A 24,285-nucleotide genomic window follows, 5' to 3' on the forward strand; every position below is an offset into this window, starting at 1 on the left:
CAGGGTTCAAACTCTGTGTCAGGCTCCTCTGCACTAGGGATCCGACCAACCTCGATGCCGGCCGGACAACAGCTTAGCACCCGTTTCAGCCCTTGTGGCCGACGTAGTCGGTGCGGAACTCTGTGGTTGACCTTCTCGCGGTCTCTCCGCCAGGCGCTGCTGTGTCTAGCGCCACTCCTGCCACTTGCCGGAAGGCTGCGCGATGCCGAGGTTGAAGTCCATGATCTGCTCGGGCTGGAACATCGGGCCCAGGTGGCGGCATACCAGGCGATGAGGGCATCGCGCAGCGGCTTGAACTCGGCGGCCGAGATCTCGGCGTTCTTGTCGGTCGCCAGCTTCTTGACCGGCCGGCATGCGCCCGGTCGGGTGCGTAACCAGGACACCTCGTGTTTGCTGATTACTTTCAAGCGGTTACGCGGTTTTGGATTGACGGAGGACCGGCGTCATTATAGTGTGATCACACACTCATCTTGAGGGCGCGGGGCCGTTGGGGCTCGCCCGGGCATGGCGTAGTAGCGCGGCCATGCATGCGCGTTTCCGCAGCCAATGCGCTGCAGGAGAGGCAGGCGATGATCTTCCTGACCGAACACTGGTTCGAAGCCGCATCCAGCATCCAGCAGCGGTTCGGCCCCATCACGGTGCGCCCGGACGGGATCAAGGACGAGCGCAAGGCGCGCCAGTACATCGCGCAGGTCGTCGGCATCCTGCGCGCGCTGGAGGCGGCGACCAAGATCGGCAAGGCCGTGATCACCTCGGTCCGCTTCCACAACCGGCCGGTGCTGATCTTCCCCTATGACGGCCAGGGCGGCGAGTGCAACGCCTGGGCGAAGAAGGATTGGGGCCTGTTCACCGGCACGGTCTCGTTCACGCCCTTCGTGCATGGCGGCGCCTCGAGCTGCGCCGGCCCGCGCGGCACCTACGAGCCGGCCGGCGCGCCGCACGAGCTGCTGCTGCACGAGCTGACGCATATCGTGCGCGCGGTGTCGGGCAAGATCGGCGATTCCGACGAGGAGGAGATCGCAGTGATGGTCGCCAACATGTTCTCGGCGGAGATCCACCGCGACCTGATCTCGGACTACAACATCCGCAACACCATCGCGGCCAACAGCGACCTGGCTGCGTTCTCGCGCGACTACTACGAGGAGAACGAGGACATGGTCGAGGCGTTCTGCCGGCAGAGCAAGCAGTTCGCGCTGCGGCTGGCGCTGGTGGACACGGTCTTCAATCCGCCGCGCCAGTACTTCGAGAAGACCAGGCCGCCGGAATGGCCGCGCCGGCGCTGAGGCGCCGCCTTGCGGGGCATCGCGACCGGGTGATACATCGCGCGCTTCTGCGCACGAACACCTGTGGAGAACCGATGCCTGATCTGTCCGCTTTCGCGATCACCAGGCGCTGGCCGGCGGCGCATCCCGGCCGGCTGCAGCTGTACTCGCTGCCGACGCCCAACGGCGTGAAGGTCTCGATCATGCTGGAGGAGATCGGGCTGCCCTACGAGCCGCACCTGGTCGACATCACCAGGAACGAGAGCTGGACGCCGGAGTTCCTGTCGCTGAACCCCAACGGCAAGATCCCCGCGATCATCGATCCGGACGGGCCGGGCGGGGCGCCGCTGGGGCTGTTCGAGTCGGGCGCGATCCTGGTCTATCTCGCCGACAAGACCGGCAAGCTGATGCCGGCCGATCCGGCGCGGCGCTATGAGACCCTGCAGTGGGTGTTCTTCCAGATGGCCGCGGTCGGGCCGATGTTCGGCCAGGTCGGCTACTTCCACAAGTTCGCCGGCCGCGAGATCGCCGACAAGCGCCCGCTGGAGCGCTATCGCGACGAGTCCAGGCGCCTGCTGGGCGTGCTCGAGACGCGGCTGGACGGCCGCCCGTGGATCATGGGCGACGACTACAGCATCGCCGACATCTCCCTGCTGGGCTGGGTGCGCAACCTGATCGGCTTCTACGGCGCGCGCGAGCTGGTGGCGTTCGACACCCTGAGCCGGGTGCCGGCATGGCTGGAGCGCGGCCTGGCGCGGCCGGCCGTGCAGCGCGGGCTGGAGATCCCGAAGCGCACATAGAGCCCGCCGCCCCCGATTCCAGCCGGTGCAAACATCGGCGCGGTATAGTATCTTGTGCGCAAGAACAACCGGGGGGAGACGATGGGGCTTGGGCGTCAATGGGCGGCCGTCACGCTGGCGGCCGCCGTCGCGACCAGCGGGTGCGCCACCAGCCTGTCCGAGGCTGGCGCCAGGGTGCAGATCGTCGGGCCCGACCAGGTCGCGGACTACCAGTACGTGGGCCAGGTCATGGGCTCCTCGATCCAGGCCGGCGTCGCGCGCAACCAGGGCTACATGAACGCGGTGAACGAGTTGCTGGAGCAGGCCGCCGCGATGGGGGCTACGCATGTCGTGCTCACGTTCAATCCCGGCCCGGCCTACTGGACCTGGAGCCAGACGGTGCGCGGCGAGGCCTTCCGGCCGCGGTAGTGACGGCGCGGGCGGGCGGCGGGCGATCCGCGGCTACAGCTTGCCGCCGGTCAGCGAGGCGCGCTGCGAGATCTCGATGAAGGTGCCGTCGGGATCGCGCACGAAGGAGTAGCGCACGGTGTCGCCCAGCACGATCGGCGCGCGGCCCTCGGTGCCGCCGCGGTCGAGGATGGCCTGATGCTCGGCAAGGCAGTCCCAGACCTGCACCGTGAAATAGCGGTAGCCGGGCGCGCGCCACTCCTCGCAGCGCTCGACCTTGCCCTGCGCGGCCACGATCAGCAGCGAGTCGCCGCAGCGGTAGACGCCGTCGCGCGGCGACTCGAACTGCATCACGTGGCGATAGAAATGGTCGGTCGCCTCGCGGTCGTTGACCCGCAGCACCACACCGATGCCGGTGACGCCCTCGCAGCCCTTGTGCACCAGCGTCACCCGGTTGCCGTCGGGATCGAGCAGGTGGCGGGGGCGGTCGATGTCGCGCGCGATCAGCAGCTCGGTGATGGCCGACGGCGCCGCCGCCGGCAGCGGGTCGCGCGCGTGGTTCATCTTCAGGATCGAGCCGTTCATGTGGTGGCGGTGCTGCTGCATGCCGCCGCCCAGCTTGCCGAGATGGTCGTAGGGCAGGCCGACCTCGTCCTGCCAGAAGGCGAGCTGCGCCTCGCGGCGGTTGCTGAACAGCCCGACATCGATGTGATTCTTGGCGAATTTCATGACCCATCATCACCGGGCATGCGGCGGCGAGCAAGACGGGCTTGCGCAGCCATAAATTGATTGATTGATCACATGTAAACGTGCTATAGAACGAGATCATCAGTGCGTTCATTCGTCGATTTTCCCTGCGTTGTCACAAGCACGCCTTGTGCACGGCAGCCATTGCCGCTGCCTGCTCGGATCAGGGGAGAGCACCATGCATCCGGACGACCTGATGCAGCAGCTTCATGCTGGCTGCGACCACGACCATGGGATCTGCCACATCATTCCGCCGCACATCGTACGTCACGTCGCCGAGACGGCCAGCGGCGAGCTGCGCGAGCGGGCCCTGCAATCGCTGGCTGATGCCGCGCAATTCCGCGGCGTGCGCACGGTCATGGCGACGCTGGCGGTCGGCGCGCTGCCGGCGGGGGAGAAGCGGCGCACGATCTATGACGCCGAGACCGGGACGGACCTGCCGGGCAAGCTCGTCCGGGGCGAGGGCGATCCCGCGACAAGCGATGTCGCCGTCACGGAAGCGTATGATTCTTCCGGCGCCGTCTACGACTTCTACAAGAAGGTGTACGGCCGCAATTCCGTCGACGGTTCGGGACTGCGGCTCAACTCGACCGTCCACTACGACGTGAAGTTCGACAACGCCTTCTGGGACGGGCGCCAGATGGTCTATGGCGACGGCGACGGCACGTTGTTCCAGCGCTTCACGATCTCGCTCGACGTCATTGGGCATGAGCTGACGCACGGCATCACGCAGTTCGAGGCCGGGCTGGTCTACCAGGGCGAGCCGGGCGCGCTCAATGAATCGATGTCCGACGTCTTCGGCAGCCTGGTCAAGCAATGGAAGCGCAAGCAGAAGGCTGACCAGGCCGACTGGATCATCGGCGAAGGGCTGCTGGCGCCGGGCATCAAGGGCAAGGGGCTGCGCAGCATGTCGGAGCCGGGCACGGCCTATGACGACCCGCAGCTCGGCAAGGATCCGCAGCCGGCGCATATGAAGAACTTCTACAAGGGCAGCGCCGACAACGGCGGCGTGCACATCAACTCCGGCATCCCCAACCGTGCCTTCTACCTGGCCGCGGCCGCGATCGGCGGGTTTGCCTGGGAGAAGGCCGGGCGCATCTGGTACACTGCCTTGTGTGACTGGCTGAAGCCGCGCGCGACATTCCACGACGCGCGGCTGGCGACGATCGGCGCGGCGACGGAGCTGTACGGCAAGTCGGCCGCCGAGACCAAGGCTGTGAAGGCGGCATGGGACAAGGTGGGCGTCAAATAGCGTCACCGGTCAGGGTCAGCGTCGAGCGCGGCGGTGGCCTGGCGGGCATGACGCTGCGCGTCACGCTCGCCGAGGGTGATCTCAAGCCCGAGGAAGCGCAGCATCTGCGCCGGCTGGCTAATGCGCTGGAGCCGATCGCGGCAGCGCCCGTAGCGCAGTCGCCCGGCGGCGACCGGTTCACCTACGATATCGTCGTCACGGCCGGTGCCGACACGTGGCAGGCGTCGGGGGCCGAGGGCACGCTGCCGCCAGGATGGCGCGCACTGGTGAGCTTCGTGACGGCGCATGGACAGCGGCAGCGCCCGTCGCCGGCGTGAGCGCGCTCAGGCGAGCGACAGCAACAGCGCCGCCAGCCGCGCCGGCTCGGTGACCATGGCATCGTGCGCGGCGTCGATCGCGCGGGTCGACCAGCCGGCGGCTTCGTCGATGCGCACGCGGCGCGCCGCCGCCGACAGCGCGCCCGGGCCGCGGCAGGCGATGTGCGTCTTGCGCAGGCCGGCGCCCGGTGGCCGCGTCAGGCGCAGGGGCTGGGTGTAGGTGCGATACGGATGCGGCGTCAGCTGCCGGTTGACCCAGGCGCGGTCGTCGGTGCGTGCGATGCCGAAGGCGCCGGCATCGGGCGGCGGCACGCTGATGCCGCCCGAGGGCGCCGCGAGCCTCGCCCAGGTCGCGGCGAGGGCCGGGCTGTGCGTCGCGCTCCACGCCTCGCCGCTGTTGACGATGACCGCGTCGAGATAGGCCAGATGCGCCAGGCGTGACGCGGCGCGGTCCGCGACGCCGGTGATCACCAGGCCGCCATAGCTGTGGCCGACCAGCACGACGTCGCGCAGGTCCTCGCGCTCGAGCAGGGTCACGACGTCGTCGATGTGGGTGTCGAGCCCGACCGCCGCCGACAGCAGATCGGCGCGCTCCGCCAGGCCCGGCAGCGACGGCGCCAGCACGCGGTGGCCGGCGGCCGCCAGGCGCGGCACGACCTTCCGCCAGCACCAGCCGCCATGCCAGGCGCCGTGGATGAGCACATAGGTGCGCGGCCGCTGCTGCGCCCGGGCGTGCCGCCCCAGCCCCAGCGCCGTGCCGGCGGCGGCCGAGGCCTGCAAGAGGCGGCGGCGCGTGGTCATCGCGTCCGGGTGCCCGGCCGCGGCGTGCGGCCGCGACGCGATGCTGTCGCGCCGTCCTCGCGCGGCGCCGATCGGCGCGCCGTCGGCTTGGGCGGGCCTGCCGCCTGCGCCGCATCGAGCGCCGCGCGGGCCCAGGCTCCGGCCGTGTCGGGATCCTCGAGCACGTCTTCCGGCACCGGATAGTAGGCCTTCAGCGTGACGCTGCGGTCTTCCCACGGCTTGAAGGGTGCCAGGCCGCGTCCGGTGTAGTCGTCGCGATTGCGCGCGTCGGTGCGCAGATAAAGCGTGTCGGCGGCGATCAGGCCGAAGAACAGGCCGTGCCAGTAGAGGCCGTGGCCGCCGAACATGGCGCGCACCGTGAACGGCCCGATGCCGCGCAGCTGATCGCGCACATAGTCGACGAAGTCGGACATGGCATGGCTATCGTCGGTTCAAACCTGTCATGTCGAGCGTAGCGTGACATCTCCTCGAACGGGAGTCTCCGCTCGCAGGAGATCCCTCGCTGCGCTCGGGATGACGGTTTGGCGGGCGTTTCAGATCTTCAGCTCGCTGAAGAAGTCGTTGCCCTTGTCGTCGGTGACGATGAAGGCCGGGAAGTTCTCGACCTTGATGCGCCAGATCGCTTCCATGCCGAGCTCGGGATATTCCAGCACCTCGACCTGGCGGATGTTGTTCTTGGCCAGGATCGCGGCCGGGCCGCCGATCGAGCCGAGATAGAAGCCGCGGTGCTTCTGGCAGGCATCGACCACCTGCTTGCTGCGGTTGCCCTTGGCCAGCATCACCATCGAGCCGCCGGCGGCCTGGAACTGGTCGACGTACGAGTCCATGCGCCCGGCTGTGGTGGGGCCGAACGAACCCGACGGCATGCCGGCCGGGGTCTTGGCCGGACCGGCGTAGTAGACCGGGAACTGCTTGAAGTAGTCGGGCAGGCCCTCGCCGCTATCGAGCCGCTCCTTGAGCTTGGCGTGCGCCGAATCGCGCGCCACGATCAGCGTGCCGGTGAGGCTGACGCGCGTCTTCACCGGATGCTTTGTCAGAGTCGCCAAGGTGTGCGCCATGCCCTTGTCGAGATCGACCGGCACGACCTCGCCCGAGAGCTGCGCCGGCTCGACCTCGGGCAGATACTGCGCCGGGTTGGCCTCGAGCTGCTCGAGATAGATGCCGTCCCTGGTGATCTTGCCCAGCGCCTGGCGGTCGGCCGAGCACGAGACGCCGAGCCCGATCGGCACCGAGGCGCCGTGCCGCGCCAGCCGGATCACACGCACGTCGTGGCAGAAATACTTGCCGCCGAACTGCGCGCCGATGCCCATCTTGCGCGTCAGCTCCAGCACCTTCTGCTCCATCTCGCGATCGCGGATGGCGACGCCATCCTTGCCGCCTTCGCTCGGCAGGTCGTCGAGATAGCGCGTCGAGGCGAGCTTCACCGTCTTCAGATTGAGCTCGGCCGAGGTGCCGCCGACGACGATGGCGAGATGGTAGGGCGGGCAGGCCGCGGTGCCCAGCGTGCGGATCTGGGTGTCGAGGAACTTCAGCAGCGACGCCTCGTTCAGCACCGCCGGCGTCTGCTGGTAGAGATAGGTCTTGTTGGCCGAGCCGCCGCCCTTGGCGACGAACAGGAACTTGTAGGCGTCGCCGTCAGTGGCATAGATCTCGATCTGCGCCGGCAGGTTGGTGCCGGTCTGCACCTCCTTGAACATCGAGATCGGCGCCACCTGCGAGTAGCGCAGGTTGGTCTCGGTGTAGGTCTTGAACACGCCCTTGGCGATCGCCGCCTCGTCGCCGCCGCCGGTCCACACGCGCTGGCCCTTCTTGCCCATCACGATCGCGGTCCCGGTATCCTGGCACATCGGCAGCACGCCGCCGGCCGAGATGTTGGCGTTCTTCAACAGCTCCAGCGCCACGTACTTGTCGTTGGTGGTGGCCTCGGAGTCGTCGAGGATGGCGCGCAGCTGCTTGAGATGCCCCGGCCGCAGCAGATGGGCGATGTCGTGGAAGGCGGCGGCCGTGAGCTGGGTCAGGCCCTCGGGCGCCACCGTGAGGATGTCCTGGCCGGCCAGCGTGGCGATGCCGACGAAGTCGGACGTCAGCTTGCGATAGGGCGTCGCATCGGCGCCGAGCGGGAACATGTCCTGATAGGCAAACGCGACCATGGCGGCTTCCTCTGCTGCAGGCCCCGGGGATGGGCCGGCGCGGTAAGACTATGATTCGGCCGCAGCGTCAAGACTGCTGGGACCGCGGGCGTCCACGCCCGCATTCGCTCGCAGAGCGAACGGTGTCGGCGCTGCGCGCCGATGCGGGCGTGGACGCCCGCGGTCCCAATGAAAGATCAGGGCTTCTTGCGGAAGGCGTCGAGCGTGACGACCTTGGCGCCGCTTTCCTTCTCCTCGGCGGGCTTGTCACCATCGGCGGCCGGCTTGTCCTTGTCGGCCGGCTTGGCGGCGTCCGCGGCCGGCGCTGGCGCGGCATCGCTGCTGCCGGGCGCCGGGCCGACAAGCGCCGGGCGCTTGTCAGGCGCCGGCAGCGACTGCGGCGTGCCGCCGCGCTTCTCGAACTGCAGGCCGAAGCGCACCGAGGGGTCGACGAAGGCCGACAGCGCGGCGAACGGCACCTTCAGGCGCTCGTTGCGCTTGTTGAAGCTCACCGTCACCTCGAACGACTGCTCCGTCACCTCCAGGCCCCAGTACTGGTGCTGCAGGACGATGGTCATCTCGTCGGGATATTTGGCGCGCAGGTAGTCGGGCATCTCGACGCCTGGCTCCGTGGTGCGGAAGCTGATGTAGAAATGGTGTGTGCCCGGCAGGCCGTGCTCGGCCGCATGCGTCAGCACGTGGCGCACCACGCCGCGCAACGCTTCATCTACCAAGGCTTCGTACTGGAACTTATCCGTCATCATTCGCCGGTCGACACGCGCCGTCCGCGGCGCACGAGGTGACAATCAGCCGATGCTGCCCGTCCTGTCAACACGCGCCAGACCTGCATGTCACTGACGAAACATGCGCACCGCGTAAACGCAGCCGGTCGCGGTCTCGAAGTTGAAGTTGTCGAATGTGCCGTTGGTCGAGCGCACCGCGACGCCGGGCAGCGCGATGTCGGTCACGCGCTTGGTGCGCGAGCGGATGCGGATCGCCGCCGAGCCGCCCAGGCTGGACGTGCCGTTGAAGATGTTGTCGCGCACCATGCCGGTGAGCGTGAAGACCGGCGCGCAACGGCCCTGGCCCGACTCGCGCAGCAGGTTGGCCGAGCCGAACCAGCGGCCTTCATGCACCGCGTACGGCGACGGCGGCTCGACCGGGGGCGGCGGCGCCGGCTGAGGCGGCGGCTTGGGCGTGGCGACGGGCGGCGTCGGCGGCGGTGGTGCCGGCGTCGGGGTGGGCGGCTTGGGCTCGACCACGGGCGGCGTCGGCGGCGGTGTGGGCACCGGCGGCGCAGGCACCGGCGCGGTGTCGACCGGCGGCGCGGGCGGCCTGGGCTCGACCACCGGCGGCTTGGGCTCGACCGGCGGTGGCGGTGGCTCCACGACCGGCGGCTTCACATCCACCGGCGGCGGGGGCAGCGGTATCGGCTCAGGCCGCGACGGCACGACCACGGGCGGCGTCTTCGATTGGCTGCGCGCCAGCTCCTGCAGCCGCGCCAGCTCGGCCTTGGCCCGCGTCAGCTCCTGCGAGCAGGTCAGTCCCGGCGCCGGCGCGGCAGCGGTCTGCCCGGGCAAGGTCGCGACCACGCGCTGGATCTCGACGCGCACACGCGCCACCTCCTCATAGCAGGCCGTGGTATCGCCGCCGCTACTGCTGCAGGAGGTTGTGAGCCCGCACAGGTAGTAGTACGCGCCGGCGCCGACGGCGAGCAGCAGCACGGCCAGCGTGCCGATGGCGATCCAGATGCCGGTGCCGCCGCGCCTGGCCGGCGGGGCGCCGGGCGGACGGCTGTGGCCCGGGAAGGGCGAGGGCGGCGGCGGCGCGAACGATTGCGGCGGCGCGCCGGGCGGCGGCATGCCGCCGCGCGAGGCGGCAGCGGGATCGAAGCCGTGGCTGGCCGGTGGCGCGCTGCCATAGGGAGCGCCCGGCCAGGCCGCGCCGGCCTGCGGGTAGCCACCCTGCATCGATGCGCCGTGCATCGGCGGCCCTTGCATTGGCGCCCCATGCATCGGCGGGCCCTGCATCGGCGGGCCCTGCATCGGCGCGCCCGGCATCGGCCCGCCGCGCATCGAGGCGCCCGGCGGCGTGCCCTGCATCGACATCGGCGGCGGCGCGAACAGTCCCGGCGGCCCGCCGCGGCTGAGCGGACCGGCGCCGTAGGCGTCGCCGAACAGCATCTGGTTCCAGGCGATCACCGATTGCGGGCGGCGCTCGACCGGCAGGGCCAGCGCCGCGTCGACGGCCGACAGGAAGCCGGGCGGGAACTGGCCCGCCGCCGACTGCGTTAGCGGCACATAATTGTCCTTGGCCAGGCGGCGGATGGCGTCCGCGGGCGCACTGCCTGTGATGACGTGATAAAGCGTCGCGGCCAGCGCGTAGAGGTCGCTCCAGGGCCCCTGCTTGCGCGCCTCGGCGCCCTGGGCGTACTGCTCCGGCGGGGCGTAGCCGGGCGAGTAGATGCTGGTCATCACCTGCGTGCGCTTGCCCATCGACATGCGCGCGGCGCCGAAATCGACCAGCACCGGTTCGCCGTTGGGGCGCAGCAGCACGTTGGCCGGCTTGATGTCGCGATGCAGGTAGCCGGCACGGTGCACGGCCTCCAGGCCGCGCAGCAGCGCCTGGGTCATCGGCAGGACGGAGGGCGCGGTGAGCTTGCCCAGGCGCGCCACAATCTTGTCCAGCGGCTCGCCCTCGACAAGCTCCATCACCATGTAGCCGGTGCCGTTGGCCTCCAGGAAATCGTAGACATGCACGATGTTGGGTGCGTCGTTCAGCGCCGCCAGCGTGCGGGCCTCGTCGAGGAAGCGCGTCAGGCCCCAGCGGAACATCTCCTGGTCGGTGGGCGCGCGCGGCCGCACCGAGGCGTCGCCGGCACGGGCCGCGAAATCGCTGGGCAGGTACTCCTTGATCGCGACCGGTCGGCGCAGACGGTTGTCCGCGGCGCGATAGGTGATGCCGAAGCCACCCACGCCGAGCACGCCCTGCAATTGATACTGCCCCAGCACGTAGCCGGCCGGCAGCGCCCCGAAAGGCGGGCTGCCGGCCGGACGGCTGCTCAGATTGTCAGCCATGAACCCCTCTGGCGGCAGTGTAGCGTGATGAGCGCCCGTTCACAACGGGGACATCGCGGTTGATCGACGTCATTCCGAGCGCAGCGAGGGATCTCCTGCGAATAGCGCACCGTGCGCCTTGCCGCAGGAAATCCCTCGCTGCGTCGGGATGACGCGAATGGGAGGAAAGTGGGAGGGCTTCTGTTGCCCGGTGCCCTCCCGAACCGCGCTTACGTCCGCTGTTTAGGCGGCAGCAGCGAGTGCAACGTCGTTATCGTTGGCACTTGTGGTTTGGCCCGGTAACGGCGGTACCATGCCGAGCAAAAACTGCGCCTTTATTGCGTCCGTCGATCCTGTTTCGCCCCCGTAAACCAGCCCCGCATAGCGGGGCCGGTGAACTGGTGGAGGCGCCGGGTACCGCCCCCGGGTCCGATCCGCCTATGCCACGCAGCGTTTATCGCCATAGTCGGTTTCCCGACATGACCTATATAGGCGACCACGGCGCCGATTTGAAGGCGGTTTTCCCGATGGCAGGCGACGCACGCCGGCCCTACAGTCGGCGCGCAAGATAAAGACCGGATTTGCCATGCCCCTCTCGACCGACCAGGCCGCCGAAATCGATCGGCTGCGGACCGAATCAGCGTCCACGCGCCGTGCCGTGGCGCCGGCGCTGGAGGAGATCCTCTACCAGGCGCTGCCGGTGCTCGATCATGGCTTCGTCCGCGTCGTCGACTACATGGGCGACGATGCCGCCGTGGTGCAGGCGGCGCGGGTGTCGTACGGGCGCGGCACCAAGAAGGTCAGCGAGGACCGCGGGCTGATCAACTACCTCATGCGGCATCGCCACACGACGCCGTTCGAGATGTGCGAGATCAAGTATCACGTGAAGCTGCCGATCTTCGTGGCCCGCCAGTGGATCCGCCACCGCACGGCCAACGTCAACGAGTACTCGGCGCGCTACTCGATCCTCGACAACGAGTTCTACATCCCGCGGCCCGAGCACCTGGCGGCGCAGAGCAAGACGAACCGCCAGGGCCGCGATGCGGTGCTGGCCGGGCCAGAGGCCGAGCGCGTGTTCGAGCTGCTGAAGCGGGATTCGGCGCTGGCCTACGAGCACTACCTGGAGATGCTCAACGAAGGCGAGGACGGCGCGCCGCTCGACCCCGGGCGCTCCGGCCTGGCGCGCGAGCTGGCGCGCATGAACCTGTCGCTGAACTTCTATACCCAGTGGTACTGGAAGACCGACCTGTACAACCTCATGCATTTCCTGTCGCTGCGCGCCGATGCGCACGCGCAATACGAGATCCGCGCCTACGCCGACGTGATGCTCGACACGCTCAAGCGCTGGACGCCGTTCTGCCACGACGCCTTCATGGAGTACCGCATGGGCGGCGCCAGCCTGTCGCGCACCGGCCTGGCGGTGGTGAAGAAGATGCTGGCCGGCGAGAGTGTCGACCAGAAGAGCTCCGGGCTGAGCGCGCGCGAATGGCGCGAGCTGATGGCCGTGCTGGAGCGCTAGACCAGGACCCATCGTCATCCCGGGCGCAGCGAAAAGGAAAGAGCAGAGCCATGGTCCAGCTGGCGCAGAAGCCGATGCGCATCGTGCGCGAGCGGCGCACCGATGCGGCCGCGATCGACGCGATGGTCGCAGCGGCGTTCGGACCCGACCGCATGCAGAAGACCGTCTACAAGCTGCGCGAGGGCGTGCGGCCGATCCGCGACCTCTGCTTCGTGGCGCTCGACGAAACGGGCAAGCTGGTGGCGTCGCTGCGCTTCTGGCCGATCATCATTAACGAGCAATGGCCGGCGGTGCTGCTGGGACCGCTCGCCGTGGCGCCCGAGCTGCGCGGCCTGGGCTACGGCAAGGCGTTGATGTGGCAGGGGCTGGCGCGCTGCCGCGAGCTGGGCATCAGCCGGGTGATCCTGGTGGGCGACCCCGAATACTACAACCCGTTCGGCTTCCGGCGTGAGCTTGCGTTGCATCTGCAGCTTCCCGGCTGGGTCGAGGAGCGCCGCTTCCTGGCGCTGGAGACCATCGCCGGCGCCATGATCGGCGTGCATGGCATGATCGGGCCGGGCTCGCTCGCGCCGCGGCCCAAGCCCGAGCGCAAGGTTCCGGCCAAGAAGCGTGACCGCGCCCGCGACCAGGCGCGCAAGGCTCGGGCCAAGGGCAAGCTGCGCAAGCGGCGGACGCCGAAGCGCAAGGGGTGAGGTCTTCACCTCTCCCGCGAGCGGGAGAGGTCGCCGGGCGTGCAGCGCCCGGCGGGTGAGGGGACACACACGAGGTGCTGAGCCCTCAGGCCCTCACCTTCCCATCGCTTCGCGATGGGCCCCTTCCTCTCCCGCTTGCGGGAGAGGAGATGCTCCTATTTGATCACGATCCTTGGCGCGGGGCGCTGGCTGCCGCCCTGCAGGCCGTCCCACACGCGCTGGGCGATGGCGCGATAGGTGCGGGCGTGCTCGCTGTCGGGCTGCGCGGCCACGATCGGGTTGCCGTCGTCGGAGTGGATGCGGATGTCCAGATGCAGCGGCACGGCGCCCAGGAACGGCACGCCCAGCCGCTCGGCCTCGTGCTGGGCGCCGCCATGGCCGAAAATGTCGGACCGCTCGCCGCAATGCGGGCACAGGAAGTAGCTCATGTTCTCGACGATGCCGAGCACCGGCACGGCCGTCTTGCGGAACATGTTCAGCCCCTTGCGGGCGTCGATCAGCGCGATGTCCTGCGGCGTCGAGACGATCACGGCGCCGGCCAGCTTGACGCGCTGCGCCATGGTGAGCTGGGCATCGCCGGTGCCTGGCGGCATGTCGACCACCAGCACGTCGAGCGCGCCCCACTCGACGTCGCGCAGCATCTGCTCCAGCGCGCTCTGCACCATCGGCCCGCGCCAGATCATCGGCGTCTCCTCGCTGACGAGGTAGCCGATGGACATGGTCTTCAGCCCGAAGCGCTCGATCGGCAGCAGCTTGTTGCCGTCCTTGGAATCGGGCTTCTCGGTCACCTTCAGCATGCGCGGCATGGACGGGCCGTAGATGTCGGCGTCGAGGATGCCGACCTTGCGCCCCAGCGCCGCCAGCCCCAGCGCCAGGTTGACGGCCGTGGTCGACTTGCCGACGCCGCCCTTGCCCGACGCGACGGCGATGATCTTGTCGATGCCGGTGGCCAGGATCGGCTGCTGCGCCGGGCCGCCGGCCGGGCGCGGCCCATGCCCATGCCCGTGGGCCGGCTGCGGCGCGCGCGCCGCCGGCCGCTCGGCGGTCATGACAGCCGTCACCGACTTCACGTCCGGCAGCGCCTTGACCGCCGCCTCGCAGGCCAGCCGCAGCTGCTCGAGGCGGGGGCCGAGCGCCGGATCGACCTTCAGCGCGAACTGCACATGGCCGCCGCGCGTGGCGATGCCGTCGATCAGGCCGGCGGCCACGACGCTGCGCGCCCCGTCAGGGGCCATCACAGCAGCCAGCGCCGTCTCCACCGCCTTGCGGTCAATCTCCGCCATTGCGCTTCCCCCAACGCGTGCACAGCCGCAACATCGTCACCACATAGCATGCGACGAGCCGGGCATGCGATGGACAGGCAACGGGTCGGCGGGCGGCCCTCGCGTTGCGCCCGCGTCGCGCCTGTCATATATGCAGCCGGGCCGGAAAGAAAAGGAAACACCACCCGGCGAGTTGGGTGACGACAGCGAGGTTTCGATGCCTTGGAGCAACAACAGCGGTGGCGGCGGCGGTCCCTGGGGTGGCGGCGGCGGTAGCGGCGGCCCTTGGGGCGGCGGCGGTGGCCGTGGCGGCGGCAACCGTGGCGGTCCACCGCGGCCGCCGGATCTGGAAGAAGTGTTGCGCAAGGGGCAGGACCGGCTGCGCAATATCCTGCCCGGCGGCATGGGATCGGCCCGTGGCCTGATCCTGGTCGCCCTGGTGGTGCTGGTGGGCTGGCTGCTGACCGGCCTCTACCGGGTCGAGACCAACCAGCAGGCGATCGAGCTGGTGTTCGGCCGCCCCAACGGCCCGCCCCAGGGTGAAGGCCTCAAGTACAACCTGCCGGCGCCGATCGGGCGCGTGGTCAAGGTCGACGTGACCAACCAGCGCTCGGTGACCATCGGCTCGACGGGGCCGACGCCTGAGACGCGCACCGTGCCAGGCTCGCGCGGACCGCAGCGGATGATCACCAGCGAGAACCTGATGCTGACGTCCGACGAGAACATCCTCGACATCGGGTTCGTCGTCTTCTGGCAGGTGCAGGACATCTACAAGTTCGTCTTCAACGCCCCCAACCCGGACGAAACCGTGAAGGCGGCCGCCGAATCGGCGATGCGCCAGGTGGTGGGCCGCTCGCAGCTGCAGTTCGCGCTGACCGAGGGCCGCAGCCAGATCCAGGAGGAGGCGCGCGAGGAGATCCAGCGCCTCCTCGACAGCTACAATGTCGGCATCCGCATCGTCGGCCTGGCGCTGCGCCAGTCCGACCCGCCGCAGCAGGTGATCGCGCAGTTCCGCGACGTGCAGGCGGCGCGCGCCGACAAGGAGCGCAAGATCAACGAGGCCAACGGCTACCGCAACGAGATCGTGCCGCGGGCCAAGGGTGAGGCCGAGGCCCTCGTCCAGGCGGCCGAGGCCTACCGCACCGAGGTCGTGAACCGCTCGCAGGGCGATTCGCAGCGCTTCATCTCGGTCTACCAGCAATACTCGCTGGCCAAGGACATCACCATGCAGCGCATCTATCTCGAGACCATGGAAGAGGTACTGCGCAGCGTGAACAAGGTGATCCTCGACAAGAACGGCAGCGGCGTCGTGCCCTACCTGCCGCTGCCCGAGCTGCAGAAACGTCCCGGCCCCACGGCCGCCACCCCCCCCGGCCAGGGAGCCTCGCGATGAGCAGCGGCAGGATGATCGGAGCAGCCGTGGCGCTGGTGGTGCTGGCGCTTCTGGTCCAGATGTCATTCTTCGTGATCGACCCGACCAGGCAGGCCCTGGTCACCGCCTTCGGCGCGGTCAAGGGCAAGCCGCGGACCGAGCCCGGCCTCTATTTCAAGTGGCCCTGGGAAGACGTCGTGCGCATCGACAAGCGCCTGCTGCATATCGAGGCCGAGGAGTTCGAGCTCATCGCCGGCGACCAGAAGCGGCTGGTGGTCGATGCCTTCGCCCGCTACCTGATCGTGGACCCGCTGAAGTATTATCAGGCCACCAGCAACAACGAGGCGACCTTCCGCTCCCAGCTCGGCAACCTGATCAACGGCAACATCCGGCGCGAGCTGGGCACCGTGCCGCTGCAGGCCGTGCTGTCCGAGCGGCGCGAGCAGCTCATGAGGGACATCACCGCCTTCGTGCAGAAGCCGGCGCTCGACGAATACGGCGTGCGGATCGTGGACGTGCGCATCAAGCGGGCCGACCTGCCGCGCGAGAACTCCGAGGCGGTCTATAACCGCATGCGCACCCAGCGCGAGCAGGAGGCGCGCCAGCTGCGCGCCGAGGGCGACGAGGAGAGTCAGCGCATCAAGGCCGGCGCCGACCGCGAGCGCGTCGTCCTGCTGTCGGAAGCCCGCAAGAAGTCCGAGACCCTGCGCGGCGAGGGCGATGCCCAGGCGATCAAGATCTATGCCGACGCGTTCGGCCGCGATCCGCAGTTCTTCGCCTTCTATCGTTCCATGGAAGCCTACCGGCAGGCGCTGGGCAGCGCCGGCACCACGATGGTGCTGTCGCCCGACAGCGATTTCTTCCGGTATTTCGGAAACATCGGGGGGCAGCTGCCGCAAGCGGCGCCGAAGTGACGATTCACGTCGTCTGACCGAAGTCCGGCACGGCACCCTCGCCCCGCGCGCGGGGAGAGGGTGGGACCCATCGCGAAGCGATGGGAGGGTGAGGGGTACGCGCGATCAGTCCTTGCTCTTGCCGCATGGCTTGATCGGTCCTACCTACCCCTCGCTTTCCCATGCCTTCGGCATGGGCCCCTCCCTCTCCCCGCGCGCGGGGAGAGGGAGACGACACCGGTGCGTCCAGATCCGGCGGAAAATCTCGCTGCGCTCAAAAAGTGCGGTGCCGCCGTTGCAGGAATGTCACTGTCACGCGGTATTTATCGTGTTTTCCCGGCTCGGGCGCTTGCCGCATTTGCGCCATCGTCGCACCGCATGTAAATGGTCGGCGAAGCAGATTTCGAACGCGTTTCCGCGCCCGCCCGGCATTCTGCGGCCCGGCCCGGAGACCTTCGGAGGCAGAACGTGAAGAGTGTTGCAATCCGTACTCTTGCGGGTTCCTCCAGGGGGATCGCGCGGGGCGTCCGTGCATGGTGCCCGGGGTTGGCGGCAGTCGCGACGGCGGCCGTCCTGTGGGTGGCGCCAGTGCCGGTTCTGTGGTCGCCGGCCGAAGCGCGCGACGCGCCGGTCAGCTTCGCCGACATGGCTGAACGGCTGCTGCCGGCGGTGGTCAATATTGCCACCACACAGCAGATTCCGGCCGAGCGCCGCCGAGGCGATATGCCGCAGCCGCCGCCGGGCTCACCGCTGGAGGATCTGTTCCGCGACTTCTTCGGCGATCGCGGCAACCGGCCGGATCGGCCGCGCCGCGGCACCTCGCTGGGATCGGGCTTCGTCATCGATCCGTCCGGCGTCATCGTCACCAACAACCATGTCATCGACGGCGCCGACGAGATCACTGTCCTGCTGCATGACGACACCCAGCTCAAGGCCAAGCTGATCGCGCGCGACAGCAAGGTCGACATCGCGGTGCTGAAGGTCGAGCCGCCCAACAAGAAGCCGATGCCGTTCGTGAAGTTCGGCGATTCGGACAAGTCGCGCATCGGCGACTGGGTGGTTGCGATCGGCAACCCGTTCGGCCTGGGCGGCACGGTCACGGCCGGCATCGTCTCGGCACGCTCGCGCGACATCGGCGGCCAGTACGACGACTACATCCAGACCGACGCCGCCATCAACAAGGGCAACTCGGGCGGTCCGCTGTTCAACATGGACGGCGATGTGATCGGCATCAACACGGCGATCTACTCGCCCACCGGCACCAGCCTCGGCATCGGCTTCGCCATCCCCTCGAACCTGGCCAAGCCGCTGGTCGACCAGCTGCGCGAGTTCGGCCGGGTGCGGCGCGGCTGGATCGGGGTGCAGATCCAGAGCATCTCCGAGGACATGGTCGAGTCGTTCGGCCTCGACAAGCCGCGCGGCGCGCTGATCGCCGGCGTCACGCCCAACGGTCCGGCCGAGAAGTCCGGCCTGAAGCAGCGCGACGTGATCCTCTCCTTCGACGGCAAGGACGTCCCGGACTCCAAGAAGCTGCCGCGCATCGTGGCCGAGTCCAAGGTCGGCGAGAGCGTCGATGTCATCGTCATGCGGGGCGGCAAGAAGACCACCCTGAAGCTGAAGGTCGGCGAGCTGGAGGACAGCGACAAGCAGACCGCGGCGCTGAAGGGCAGCGGCAAGGGGCCGACGCCGAAGGAAGCCGAGCCGCCGGGCACGATCGAGCCGTTCGGCATCACGGTCGCCAGGCTGACCGATACGCTGCGCGAGAAGCACGGGCTGCAGAACGCGCAGAAGGGCGTGGTCGTGGTCAAGGTCACGGACGGCAGTCCGGCCGCCGAAAAGGGCATCAAGGTCGGCGATCTCATCCTCGAGGTCGCTCAGACCGAGGTCAGCTCGCCGAGCGACGTGCAGAGCAAGGTCAAGGAGCTTCAGGACCAGAAGAAGAAGGCGGCCGTCCTGCTGGTTGAATCCAAGGGCGACCCGCGGTTCGTGGCGCTGAGGTTCCAGAATTAGCAGGTAGCCAGCCTGCGCACTCAGGGGCGCGTCTGGGAAAACTGGGAAGAAGCGACGGCGCCGGATGATCTCCGGCGCCGTTCTTTTGTTCCTCCCCAACGAAGTTGGGGAGGTGCCCCGCAGGGGCGGAGGGGAGCCGACGTGGTCTCAGCAACTAAGACCACGTCGGCTCCCCATCCGGCCCTTCGGGCCACCTTCCCCGCTTCGCGGGGAAGGGAATCAACCCACCTTCACGACCAGCTTGCCGAAGTTCTCGCCCTTCAGCAGGCCGATGAACGCGGTGGGGGCCTGCTCGAGGCCCTCGACCACGGTCTCGCGATGGTGGATCTTGCCGGCCTTCAGCAGCGCCCCGACCTCGGTCACGAAGGCGCCCATGCCGGCCATGTGGTCCGAGACGATGAAGCCCTCGATGCGCAACCGGCGCTGCACGATGGTGAACATCTTTTCCGGGCCCGGCTGCGGCTTGCTGTCCTGGTATTCCGAGATCGCGCCGCACATCACCATGCGCCCGAAGTTCTTCATGCGCGCGAACACGGCGTGGAAGATGGCGCCGCCGACATTCTCGAAGTCGACGTCGATGCCGTCCGGGCACAGCCGGTCCAGCACCGCGCCGTAGTCCGTCTCGGTGCGGTGGTTGAAGCAGGCGTCATAGCCCAGCGCGCTGGTGGCGTAGCCGCATTTGGCGTCATCGCCGGCGCAGCCGACGACCCGCGCCCCCTGCAGCTTGGCCAGCTGGCCCGCCAGCTGGCCGACGGCGCCCGTGGCGGCCGACACGAACACCGTCTCGCCGGCCTTGGGCTGGCCCATGCGCAGCATGCCGTGCCAGGCCGTGAATCCGGGCATGCCGAGGATGCCCAGATGCGCCGACAGGGGCGCCGCGTCGCGCTCGACCTTGCGCAGGCCACGCCCATCATGGACCTGGTGCGTGGCCCAGTTGAGCATGCCGGTCACGATGTTGCCGGCCGCGAACTTGGGATTGCGCGATTCGAGGACCTCCGCGACGGCGCCCCCGGTCAGCGGCTGGTCGAGCTCGAACGGCGGCGTGTAGGAGCGCAGCTCGGTCATGCGCGGCCGCATGTAGGGATCGAGCGACAGGTAGAGCGTCCTGACCAGGATCTGGTTGTCGCCCAGGGCCGGCAGGGCAGGGCGCTCGAGGCGGAAGCAATCGGATGTCACCGCGCCCTGCGGGCGCCTGGCGAGCACGATCTGGGTGGTCTGCGTCATGGAGTCCTCCGGATGGTGCGCCGTCATAGCGGCGGGCTGCTTGCCGGTCCATGCTCCTGGAGCGCCGGCGGTCCGACGGCATCCGTCGGCGGCATGAGCGCCATGGCGTGCAAGACGCGCCTGCGCTCCGGGAAGAGTCTGCGAAATTCCCACTGGTGCCGATACGTCGTTTGTGCCAAATATGAGTAATTGCTCATCGCGGGGGAGGGGTGATCATGCGGTTTGCCATTCGCGGCGCGTTGCGTCTGGGCCTGCTCCTGGCGACGGCGTGGCTGGCGGCAGAAGGTGCGGCCACGGCCCAGCCCAACGTGCCCATCACACGCGACCTCGCCGGCGCCAAGGACCATCCGCTGGTGCCGCGCTACGAGGGCTCCCTGATCATCGGCTACAAGACCGACCGCTTCGCCGAAGTCGACATCCCGATGGGGCCGTCGGTGGATCCCGGCGTCGAGAAGCGCCATTTCGAGCGTGTCGACGCCGTCGAGGGTGCGCGCACGCGGCTGCTCTATATCGCGCCGATGGAGCGCACCTCGCTGGAAGTGATTCGCAACTACAAGGAGGCACTGCTCGCGGGCGGCTTCAAGCCGCTGTTCGAATGCAATCGCGACACGTGCGGCGACTCGCCCGAGCGGCCCTTCCTGGAGTTCAATGCCAGCCGCCGGCTCAGCGCCACCCAGGTGATGGAGTACGCCTTCTCGGCCGGCGTGGTCGATCCACGGATGCTGGTGGTCAAGCTCGACCGCCCGCAGGGGACGGTGCATGTGATCGTCTTCGCGGCCTATCAGGAGAACGTGGCCAGCAAGGCGGCCAGCAACCGCGTGGCGGTCTTCGTCGACATCGTCGAGAGCGGCACCATGGAGAAGCGCATGGTGACGGTGCAGGCGCCGGAAATGGCGACCAACCTGTCGCGCGAAGGCAAGCAGGCGATCTACGGCATCTATTTCGATTTCGACAAGGCCGACATCAAGCCGGAGTCCAAGCCGCAGCTCGAGGAGATGGCCAAGCTGATGCAGGCCAATCCCGCGCTCAAGGTCTACATCGTCGGCCACACCGACAACCAGGGAGCGCTGGACTACAATGTCGGGCTCTCGCAGCGCCGCGCCGAAGCCGTCGCGCGGGCGCTGGCGACGCAGCACGGCATCGCCGCTTCGCGCATGACGGCCCGTGGCCTGGGCCCGCTGGCGCCGGTGACATCCAACGCGACGGAAGATGGCCGCGCCAAGAACCGCCGCGTGGAGCTGGTGCAGCAGTAAGCGCGGACGATCGCTCCTCGTCGCGGCAATGGCGCGTTGGCTGCGCCTATGGCGCGTCAGCCGTCGACAGCCTGCTTTCCAGGCGGTGCAATTCGGTGCGCAAGGCGGCGATGTCGCGCTCGCTCAGGCCGGCGCGGCAGGCCAGCGCCTGGGGTATGGATAGGGCGCGCTGCTTCAATGCCTTGCCGGCCTCGGTCGGCGCCACGTCGACGACCCTCTCGTCATCCGCCGAGCGGCGGCGCATGATCAGGCCCGCGGCTTCCAGCCGCTTGAGCAGGGGCGAGAGGGTGCCTGAATCCAGCCGCAGCGCCGTGCCGAGATCCTTGACGGTGCTGCCGCCGGTTTCCCACAGCACCAGCATCACCAGGTATTGCGGATAGGTGAGCCCGAGCGCTTCCAATAGCGGCCGGTAGGCGGCCGTCATGGCGCGCGAGGCGGCGTAGAGCGCGAAGCAGAGCTGGTTGTCGAGCTTCAACGCATCGGTTGCGAGGGTGTTCTTGGCAGCCATTGCTTCCATGTGGTGCGGGAGGCGCCCGCGAACAGGCTCACCGATATCACGCAATCTTATGATGGACAAATCAATTGTGCACAATTAAATAGTGAGCGTCACGTTGGTCGATAATCCCACAGGAGATCGTCATGAAGATCATCTACACGGCCCATGCCGAGGTCACCGGCGGCCGCGACGGCCATGCCCGTTCATCGGACGGCGCGCTCGACGTGCAGCTGGGCCGGCCCAAGGAGTTCGGCGGTGGCGCCAAGCCGGGCACCAATCCCGAGCAGCTCTTCGCCGCCGGCTATGCCGCCTGCTTCGAGAGCGCGGTGCGCTATGTCGCCGGCCAGCGCAAGGTCGCGATCCAGCAGTCGTCGGTGAAGGCGGCGGTGGGCATCGGCCCGCGCGAGCAGGGCGGCTTCGGGCTCGAGGTCGAGCTGCGCGTCAGCCTGCCGGGCGTCGATCGCGCCGTGGCCGAGGACCTGGTGAAGACGGCGCACGAGCAGATCTGCCCGTATTCCAACGCTACGCGCGGCAACGTTCCCGTGAAGGTGAGCGTGGAATGAGTTTTCCTCCTCAACAAAGTTGGGGAGGTGCCCCGAAGGGGCGGAGGGGAGCCAACGTGTTCCCTGTTACCGAGACCACGTTGGGTCCCCCTCCGGCCTTCGGCCACCTCCCCCAACTGCGTTGGGGGAGGGATCAATCCACGAATTCGTCTTGCTTGTAGCCCTGGGCATAGAGCAGGGCGGTGAGGTCGCCGTGGCGGATGTTCGCGGCGACGGCGGCGGCGACGGTCGGCTTGGCGTGGAAGGCGATGCCCAGGCCGGCCGCCTGCAGCATCGGCAGGTCGTTGGCGCCGTCGCCGACCGCCAGCGTCTGTTCCGGCCGCAGCGCCCTCGCGGCCGCCAGCTCCTGCAGCGCCGCGAGCTTGGCCTCCTTGCCCAGGATCGGCTCGGCGACAGCGCCGGCCAGGGTGTCGCTTTCGGCCAGCAGCTGGTTGGCGCGGTCGATGTCGAAGCCCAGCTTGCGGCGCACGATCGCGGTGAAATGCGTGAAGCCGCCGGAGACCAGCGCGCAATAGGCGCCGTCGGCGCGCATGGTGGCGATCAGCGCCGCGGCGCCCGGCATGTAGCGGATGCGTGCGGCGGCTTCGTCGAGCAGCGACGTCTTCAATCCCTTCAACAGGAAGATGCGCTCGCGCAAGGCCGCGGCGAAGTCGATCTCGCCGTTCATGGCGCGGGCGGTGATGGCCGCGATCTGATCGCGCAGGCCGAAGAAGTCCGCCAGCTCGTCGAGCATCTCGTTCTCGATGATGGTCGATTCCATGTCGGCCACCAGCAGCTTCTTGCGCCGGGCCGCGGCGGACTGCGCGATCGCGTCGATCGGCCGCTCGCCGAGCGCCTGCCACGCCGTGGCCATCGCCGCTCCCGGCGCGACGGCCGCGAAGGGCAGGTCGACGGCGATGTCGCGGGCGAGCACCGCCGGCTCGCCCAGGGTTGCGCCGGCGGCAGCGAGCGCCGTGCGCACCGCGACGATCGTATCCGCATCGACGGCGGGTCGCCGCGGGTCGGCGATCAGGGTAAGAACGTGATCCATGTACAAGACCGTGGACGGACCGAGGGCAAAAGCGGCGCGCATGATGGGAATCGTGCCCGGCGCTGACAAGCGCGCGCATGGTCTGCGGCGAATGGTCACGAGGTTGCCGGCGCATGCAACCGCTCCCGGCAGGATGCCATGAACCCTGTCCTTGTGATCATCGGGCCGACGGCCAGCGGCAAGTCGGCGCTGGGCCTGGACCTGGCGACGCGTCCCTCGCTGCGGATCGCCGGCCGCGCCTTCAGCGGCGGCACGGTCATCAACATGGACTCCATGCAGGTCTATCGCGAGCTGCCGATCATCACGGCGCAGCCGTCGGCGGCGGAGCAGTCGCGCGCGCCGCATCGCCTCTATGGCGTGCTGCCGGCCTGGGAGGTCGGCACCGCGGCGCGCTGGCGCGCGATGGCCCGCATCGAGATCGAAACGGCGCTGGCGGCCGCGCGCCTGCCGATCCTGGTCGGCGGCACGGGGCTCTACCTGCGTGCCCTGACCGACGGCCTCTCGCCGATTCCCGAGATCCCGGCCGGTATGCGCGCCGCCAGCCGGGCGCTGTGGGCCGAGCTGGGACCACAGGCTTTCCATGCGCGGCTGATGGCGCGCGATCCCGCGACGGCGCAGCGGCTCGCCGTGAACGATCGCCAGCGGCTGGTGCGGGCCTGGGAGGTGCTCGAGGCGACCGGGCGGTCGATCACGGCATGGCAGCAGGCAGCCGGCGCCGAGATGCCGCCGCCATGGCGCTTCATCACGGTGCTGCTGGCGCCCGACCGGGCCTGGCTGCGCGCCCGCCACCGGCGGCGCTTCGAGGCCATGGTGCAGGGCGGCGTCCTGGACGAGGTGCGGGCCCTGGAGGCCGTGCTGGCGGCGCGCGGGCGTCTCGACGGGCTGACGCTGGACGGTATCGCCCTGCCGGCGCTGAAGGCGCATGGCGTGCCCGAGCTGCGGGCCTGCCTGCATGACGGCATGTCCCTGGCCGACGCCGTCACACGCGCGGTGCTGAACACCAGCCAATATGCAAAACGTCAAATGACATGGGCCAGACATCAGATAATTTCCGATATAGTCGTTGAAACGACTGAAAATAACCAAAGGCGAGATATGGAGAAATTTTTGGATAAAATCGCTACTTGAAACTTTGCGTTTGTTTGTCGAATTGGGTTGACCCGTATTGCCGACGCCTCTATGTTCCGCGCGCCGCGCAACATGTGTTCCGCGGCACATTT

The 24,285-nt window shown here is 68.6% G+C and carries 23 protein-coding genes and 1 other RNA gene; 13 read left to right on the forward strand and 11 right to left on the reverse strand.

Features of this window, described 5'->3' with window-relative positions; all coding sequences use genetic code 11:
• Positions 1–569: 569 nt before the first annotated feature.
• The 3 genes from FHP25_RS08780 (at position 570) to FHP25_RS08790 (ending at position 2,470) form a co-directional block, all read left to right on the forward strand.
• Positions 570–1,283 carry a hypothetical protein gene (locus FHP25_RS08780; RefSeq protein WP_178133396.1) on the forward strand — a complete coding sequence of 238 codons (714 nt, stop codon included), beginning with the start codon at positions 570–572 and terminating at the stop codon, positions 1,281–1,283.
• 74 nt (positions 1,284–1,357) lie between these two features.
• Positions 1,358–2,062, forward strand: a complete 705-nt coding sequence (locus tag FHP25_RS08785; protein ID WP_147846554.1) for a glutathione S-transferase family protein — start codon at positions 1,358–1,360, stop codon at positions 2,060–2,062.
• 81 nt (positions 2,063–2,143) lie between these two features.
• Positions 2,144–2,470 (forward strand): DUF4156 domain-containing protein, encoded by a 327-nt coding sequence (locus FHP25_RS08790; protein WP_147846555.1) that lies wholly within the window; start codon positions 2,144–2,146, stop codon positions 2,468–2,470.
• Between the two features lie 33 nt (positions 2,471–2,503).
• Here the strand turns inward: FHP25_RS08790 and FHP25_RS08795 are convergent, their stop codons facing one another.
• Positions 2,504–3,178, reverse strand: a complete 675-nt coding sequence (locus FHP25_RS08795) for a VOC family protein (protein ID WP_147846556.1) — start codon at positions 3,176–3,178, stop codon at positions 2,504–2,506.
• A 196-nt stretch (positions 3,179–3,374) separates the two neighbouring features.
• Here FHP25_RS08795 and FHP25_RS08800 point away from each other — a divergent pair, with 196 nt between their 5' ends.
• Positions 3,375–4,448: a M4 family metallopeptidase gene (locus tag FHP25_RS08800; protein WP_147846557.1), complete on the forward strand. Its 1,074-nt coding sequence runs from the start codon at positions 3,375–3,377 to the stop codon at positions 4,446–4,448.
• Positions 4,424–4,765: a protealysin inhibitor emfourin gene (locus FHP25_RS08805; RefSeq protein ID WP_147846558.1), complete on the forward strand. Its 342-nt coding sequence runs from the start codon at positions 4,424–4,426 to the stop codon at positions 4,763–4,765. Before FHP25_RS08800 ends, FHP25_RS08805 begins: the two co-directional genes overlap by 25 nt.
• Before the next feature lie 6 nt (positions 4,766–4,771).
• Here FHP25_RS08805 and FHP25_RS08810 read toward each other — a convergent pair whose 3' ends face one another.
• The 6 genes from FHP25_RS08810 to ssrA all read right to left on the reverse strand — a co-directional run bounded on the left by FHP25_RS08810 (position 4,772) and on the right by ssrA (position 11,269).
• Complete coding sequence (locus tag FHP25_RS08810; protein WP_147846559.1) at positions 4,772–5,566, reverse strand: alpha/beta fold hydrolase; 795 nt, start codon at positions 5,564–5,566, stop codon at positions 4,772–4,774.
• Positions 5,563–5,979, reverse strand: a complete 417-nt coding sequence (locus tag FHP25_RS08815) for a TfoX/Sxy family protein (RefSeq protein WP_147846560.1) — start codon at positions 5,977–5,979, stop codon at positions 5,563–5,565. The genes FHP25_RS08810 and FHP25_RS08815 overlap by 4 nt, the downstream gene beginning before the upstream one ends.
• A 120-nt stretch (positions 5,980–6,099) precedes the next feature.
• Complete coding sequence (locus FHP25_RS08820) at positions 6,100–7,716, reverse strand: fumarate hydratase (protein ID WP_147846561.1); 1,617 nt, start codon at positions 7,714–7,716, stop codon at positions 6,100–6,102.
• A 176-nt stretch (positions 7,717–7,892) separates the two neighbouring features.
• Positions 7,893–8,459, reverse strand: coding sequence for an SspB family protein (locus FHP25_RS08825; RefSeq protein WP_147846562.1), 567 nt, complete (start codon positions 8,457–8,459; stop codon positions 7,893–7,895).
• An 87-nt stretch (positions 8,460–8,546) separates the two neighbouring features.
• Entirely contained in the window at positions 8,547–10,772 is a 2,226-nt protein-coding gene (locus FHP25_RS08830) for a serine/threonine-protein kinase (RefSeq protein WP_147846563.1), read from the reverse strand.
• Between the two features lie 167 nt (positions 10,773–10,939).
• Positions 10,940–11,269, reverse strand: a transfer-messenger RNA (tmRNA) gene (ssrA, locus tag FHP25_RS08835).
• Between the two features lie 68 nt (positions 11,270–11,337).
• Between ssrA and thyX the strand changes: the two genes are divergently transcribed.
• Positions 11,338–12,270, forward strand: a complete 933-nt coding sequence (gene thyX, locus FHP25_RS08840) for an FAD-dependent thymidylate synthase (RefSeq protein WP_147846564.1) — start codon at positions 11,338–11,340, stop codon at positions 12,268–12,270.
• Positions 12,271–12,320: 50 nt separating this feature from the next.
• Positions 12,321–12,962 (forward strand): GNAT family N-acetyltransferase, encoded by a 642-nt coding sequence (locus FHP25_RS08845; protein ID WP_231712261.1) that lies wholly within the window; start codon positions 12,321–12,323, stop codon positions 12,960–12,962.
• 155 nt (positions 12,963–13,117) lie between these two features.
• On the opposite strand, the gene apbC is transcribed toward FHP25_RS08845, so the two are convergent.
• Positions 13,118–14,245 carry an iron-sulfur cluster carrier protein ApbC gene (gene apbC, locus FHP25_RS08850; protein WP_147846565.1) on the reverse strand — a complete coding sequence of 376 codons (1,128 nt, stop codon included), beginning with the start codon at positions 14,243–14,245 and terminating at the stop codon, positions 13,118–13,120.
• A 196-nt stretch (positions 14,246–14,441) separates the two neighbouring features.
• Here apbC and hflK point away from each other — a divergent pair, with 196 nt between their 5' ends.
• The 3 genes from hflK (at position 14,442) to FHP25_RS08865 (ending at position 18,499) form a co-directional block, all read left to right on the forward strand.
• Positions 14,442–15,617: an FtsH protease activity modulator HflK gene (gene hflK / locus FHP25_RS08855; protein ID WP_147846566.1), complete on the forward strand. Its 1,176-nt coding sequence runs from the start codon at positions 14,442–14,444 to the stop codon at positions 15,615–15,617.
• On the forward strand, positions 15,614–16,510 hold the full coding sequence (hflC, locus tag FHP25_RS08860) for a protease modulator HflC (RefSeq protein WP_231712262.1): 897 nt from the start codon (positions 15,614–15,616) through the stop codon (positions 16,508–16,510). The genes hflK and hflC overlap by 4 nt, the downstream gene beginning before the upstream one ends.
• 525 nt (positions 16,511–17,035) lie before the next feature.
• Positions 17,036–18,499 (forward strand): DegQ family serine endoprotease, encoded by a 1,464-nt coding sequence (locus FHP25_RS08865; RefSeq protein WP_178133397.1) that lies wholly within the window; start codon positions 17,036–17,038, stop codon positions 18,497–18,499.
• A 219-nt stretch (positions 18,500–18,718) separates the two neighbouring features.
• On the opposite strand, the gene FHP25_RS08870 is transcribed toward FHP25_RS08865, so the two are convergent.
• Positions 18,719–19,723 carry an NADP-dependent oxidoreductase gene (locus FHP25_RS08870; protein ID WP_147846568.1) on the reverse strand — a complete coding sequence of 335 codons (1,005 nt, stop codon included), beginning with the start codon at positions 19,721–19,723 and terminating at the stop codon, positions 18,719–18,721.
• A 215-nt stretch (positions 19,724–19,938) separates the two neighbouring features.
• Between FHP25_RS08870 and FHP25_RS08875 the strand changes: the two genes are divergently transcribed.
• A complete protein-coding gene (locus FHP25_RS08875; protein WP_147846569.1) occupies positions 19,939–20,976 on the forward strand; it encodes an OmpA family protein in 1,038 nt (345 codons plus the stop codon).
• A 46-nt stretch (positions 20,977–21,022) separates the two neighbouring features.
• Here FHP25_RS08875 and FHP25_RS08880 read toward each other — a convergent pair whose 3' ends face one another.
• Positions 21,023–21,484: a MarR family winged helix-turn-helix transcriptional regulator gene (locus FHP25_RS08880; protein WP_147846570.1), complete on the reverse strand. Its 462-nt coding sequence runs from the start codon at positions 21,482–21,484 to the stop codon at positions 21,023–21,025.
• 131 nt (positions 21,485–21,615) lie between these two features.
• Between FHP25_RS08880 and FHP25_RS08885 the strand changes: the two genes are divergently transcribed.
• Positions 21,616–22,035 carry an organic hydroperoxide resistance protein gene (locus FHP25_RS08885; RefSeq protein WP_147846571.1) on the forward strand — a complete coding sequence of 140 codons (420 nt, stop codon included), beginning with the start codon at positions 21,616–21,618 and terminating at the stop codon, positions 22,033–22,035.
• A gap of 133 nt (positions 22,036–22,168) precedes the next feature.
• On the opposite strand, the gene serB is transcribed toward FHP25_RS08885, so the two are convergent.
• On the reverse strand, positions 22,169–23,065 hold the full coding sequence (serB, locus tag FHP25_RS08890) for a phosphoserine phosphatase SerB (RefSeq protein ID WP_147846572.1): 897 nt from the start codon (positions 23,063–23,065) through the stop codon (positions 22,169–22,171).
• Positions 23,066–23,203: 138 nt separating this feature from the next.
• On the opposite strand from serB, the gene miaA reads away from it, so the two are divergent.
• Positions 23,204–24,193 (forward strand): tRNA (adenosine(37)-N6)-dimethylallyltransferase MiaA, encoded by a 990-nt coding sequence (miaA, locus tag FHP25_RS08895; RefSeq protein ID WP_147846573.1) that lies wholly within the window; start codon positions 23,204–23,206, stop codon positions 24,191–24,193.
• The last annotated feature ends 92 nt before the right edge of the window (positions 24,194–24,285 follow it).

The organism is Vineibacter terrae (assembly GCF_008039615.1).
Lineage (GTDB): Bacteria > Pseudomonadota > Alphaproteobacteria > Reyranellales > Reyranellaceae > Vineibacter > Vineibacter terrae.

Excerpts from the sequence above, each read along its gene's own strand:
- FHP25_RS08880 (WP_147846570.1), bottom strand. The coding sequence starts at position 21,484 with ATGGCTGCCAAGAACACCCTCGCAACCGATGCGTTGAAGCTCGACAAC.
- hflC (WP_231712262.1), top strand. The coding sequence starts at position 15,614 with ATGAGCAGCGGCAGGATGATCGGAGCAGCCGTGGCGCTGGTGGTGCTG.
- FHP25_RS08885 (WP_147846571.1), top strand. The coding sequence starts at position 21,616 with ATGAAGATCATCTACACGGCCCATGCCGAGGTCACCGGCGGCCGCGAC.
- FHP25_RS08790 (WP_147846555.1), top strand. The coding sequence starts at position 2,144 with ATGGGGCTTGGGCGTCAATGGGCGGCCGTCACGCTGGCGGCCGCCGTC.
- hflK (WP_147846566.1), top strand. The coding sequence starts at position 14,442 with ATGCCTTGGAGCAACAACAGCGGTGGCGGCGGCGGTCCCTGGGGTGGC.
- FHP25_RS08810 (WP_147846559.1), bottom strand. The coding sequence starts at position 5,566 with ATGACCACGCGCCGCCGCCTCTTGCAGGCCTCGGCCGCCGCCGGCACG.
- FHP25_RS08875 (WP_147846569.1), top strand. The coding sequence starts at position 19,939 with ATGCGGTTTGCCATTCGCGGCGCGTTGCGTCTGGGCCTGCTCCTGGCG.
- FHP25_RS08785 (WP_147846554.1), top strand. The coding sequence starts at position 1,358 with ATGCCTGATCTGTCCGCTTTCGCGATCACCAGGCGCTGGCCGGCGGCG.
- FHP25_RS08780 (WP_178133396.1), top strand. The coding sequence starts at position 570 with ATGATCTTCCTGACCGAACACTGGTTCGAAGCCGCATCCAGCATCCAG.
- apbC (WP_147846565.1), bottom strand. The coding sequence starts at position 14,245 with ATGGCGGAGATTGACCGCAAGGCGGTGGAGACGGCGCTGGCTGCTGTG.
- FHP25_RS08830 (WP_147846563.1), bottom strand. The coding sequence starts at position 10,772 with ATGGCTGACAATCTGAGCAGCCGTCCGGCCGGCAGCCCGCCTTTCGGG.
- FHP25_RS08820 (WP_147846561.1), bottom strand. The coding sequence starts at position 7,716 with ATGGTCGCGTTTGCCTATCAGGACATGTTCCCGCTCGGCGCCGATGCG.
- miaA (WP_147846573.1), top strand. The coding sequence starts at position 23,204 with ATGAACCCTGTCCTTGTGATCATCGGGCCGACGGCCAGCGGCAAGTCG.
- thyX (WP_147846564.1), top strand. The coding sequence starts at position 11,338 with ATGCCCCTCTCGACCGACCAGGCCGCCGAAATCGATCGGCTGCGGACC.
- FHP25_RS08795 (WP_147846556.1), bottom strand. The coding sequence starts at position 3,178 with ATGAAATTCGCCAAGAATCACATCGATGTCGGGCTGTTCAGCAACCGC.
- FHP25_RS08805 (WP_147846558.1), top strand. The coding sequence starts at position 4,424 with ATGGGACAAGGTGGGCGTCAAATAGCGTCACCGGTCAGGGTCAGCGTC.
- serB (WP_147846572.1), bottom strand. The coding sequence starts at position 23,065 with ATGGATCACGTTCTTACCCTGATCGCCGACCCGCGGCGACCCGCCGTC.
- FHP25_RS08870 (WP_147846568.1), bottom strand. The coding sequence starts at position 19,723 with ATGACGCAGACCACCCAGATCGTGCTCGCCAGGCGCCCGCAGGGCGCG.
- FHP25_RS08800 (WP_147846557.1), top strand. The coding sequence starts at position 3,375 with ATGCATCCGGACGACCTGATGCAGCAGCTTCATGCTGGCTGCGACCAC.
- FHP25_RS08825 (WP_147846562.1), bottom strand. The coding sequence starts at position 8,459 with ATGATGACGGATAAGTTCCAGTACGAAGCCTTGGTAGATGAAGCGTTG.
- FHP25_RS08845 (WP_231712261.1), top strand. The coding sequence starts at position 12,321 with ATGGTCCAGCTGGCGCAGAAGCCGATGCGCATCGTGCGCGAGCGGCGC.
- FHP25_RS08815 (WP_147846560.1), bottom strand. The coding sequence starts at position 5,979 with ATGTCCGACTTCGTCGACTATGTGCGCGATCAGCTGCGCGGCATCGGG.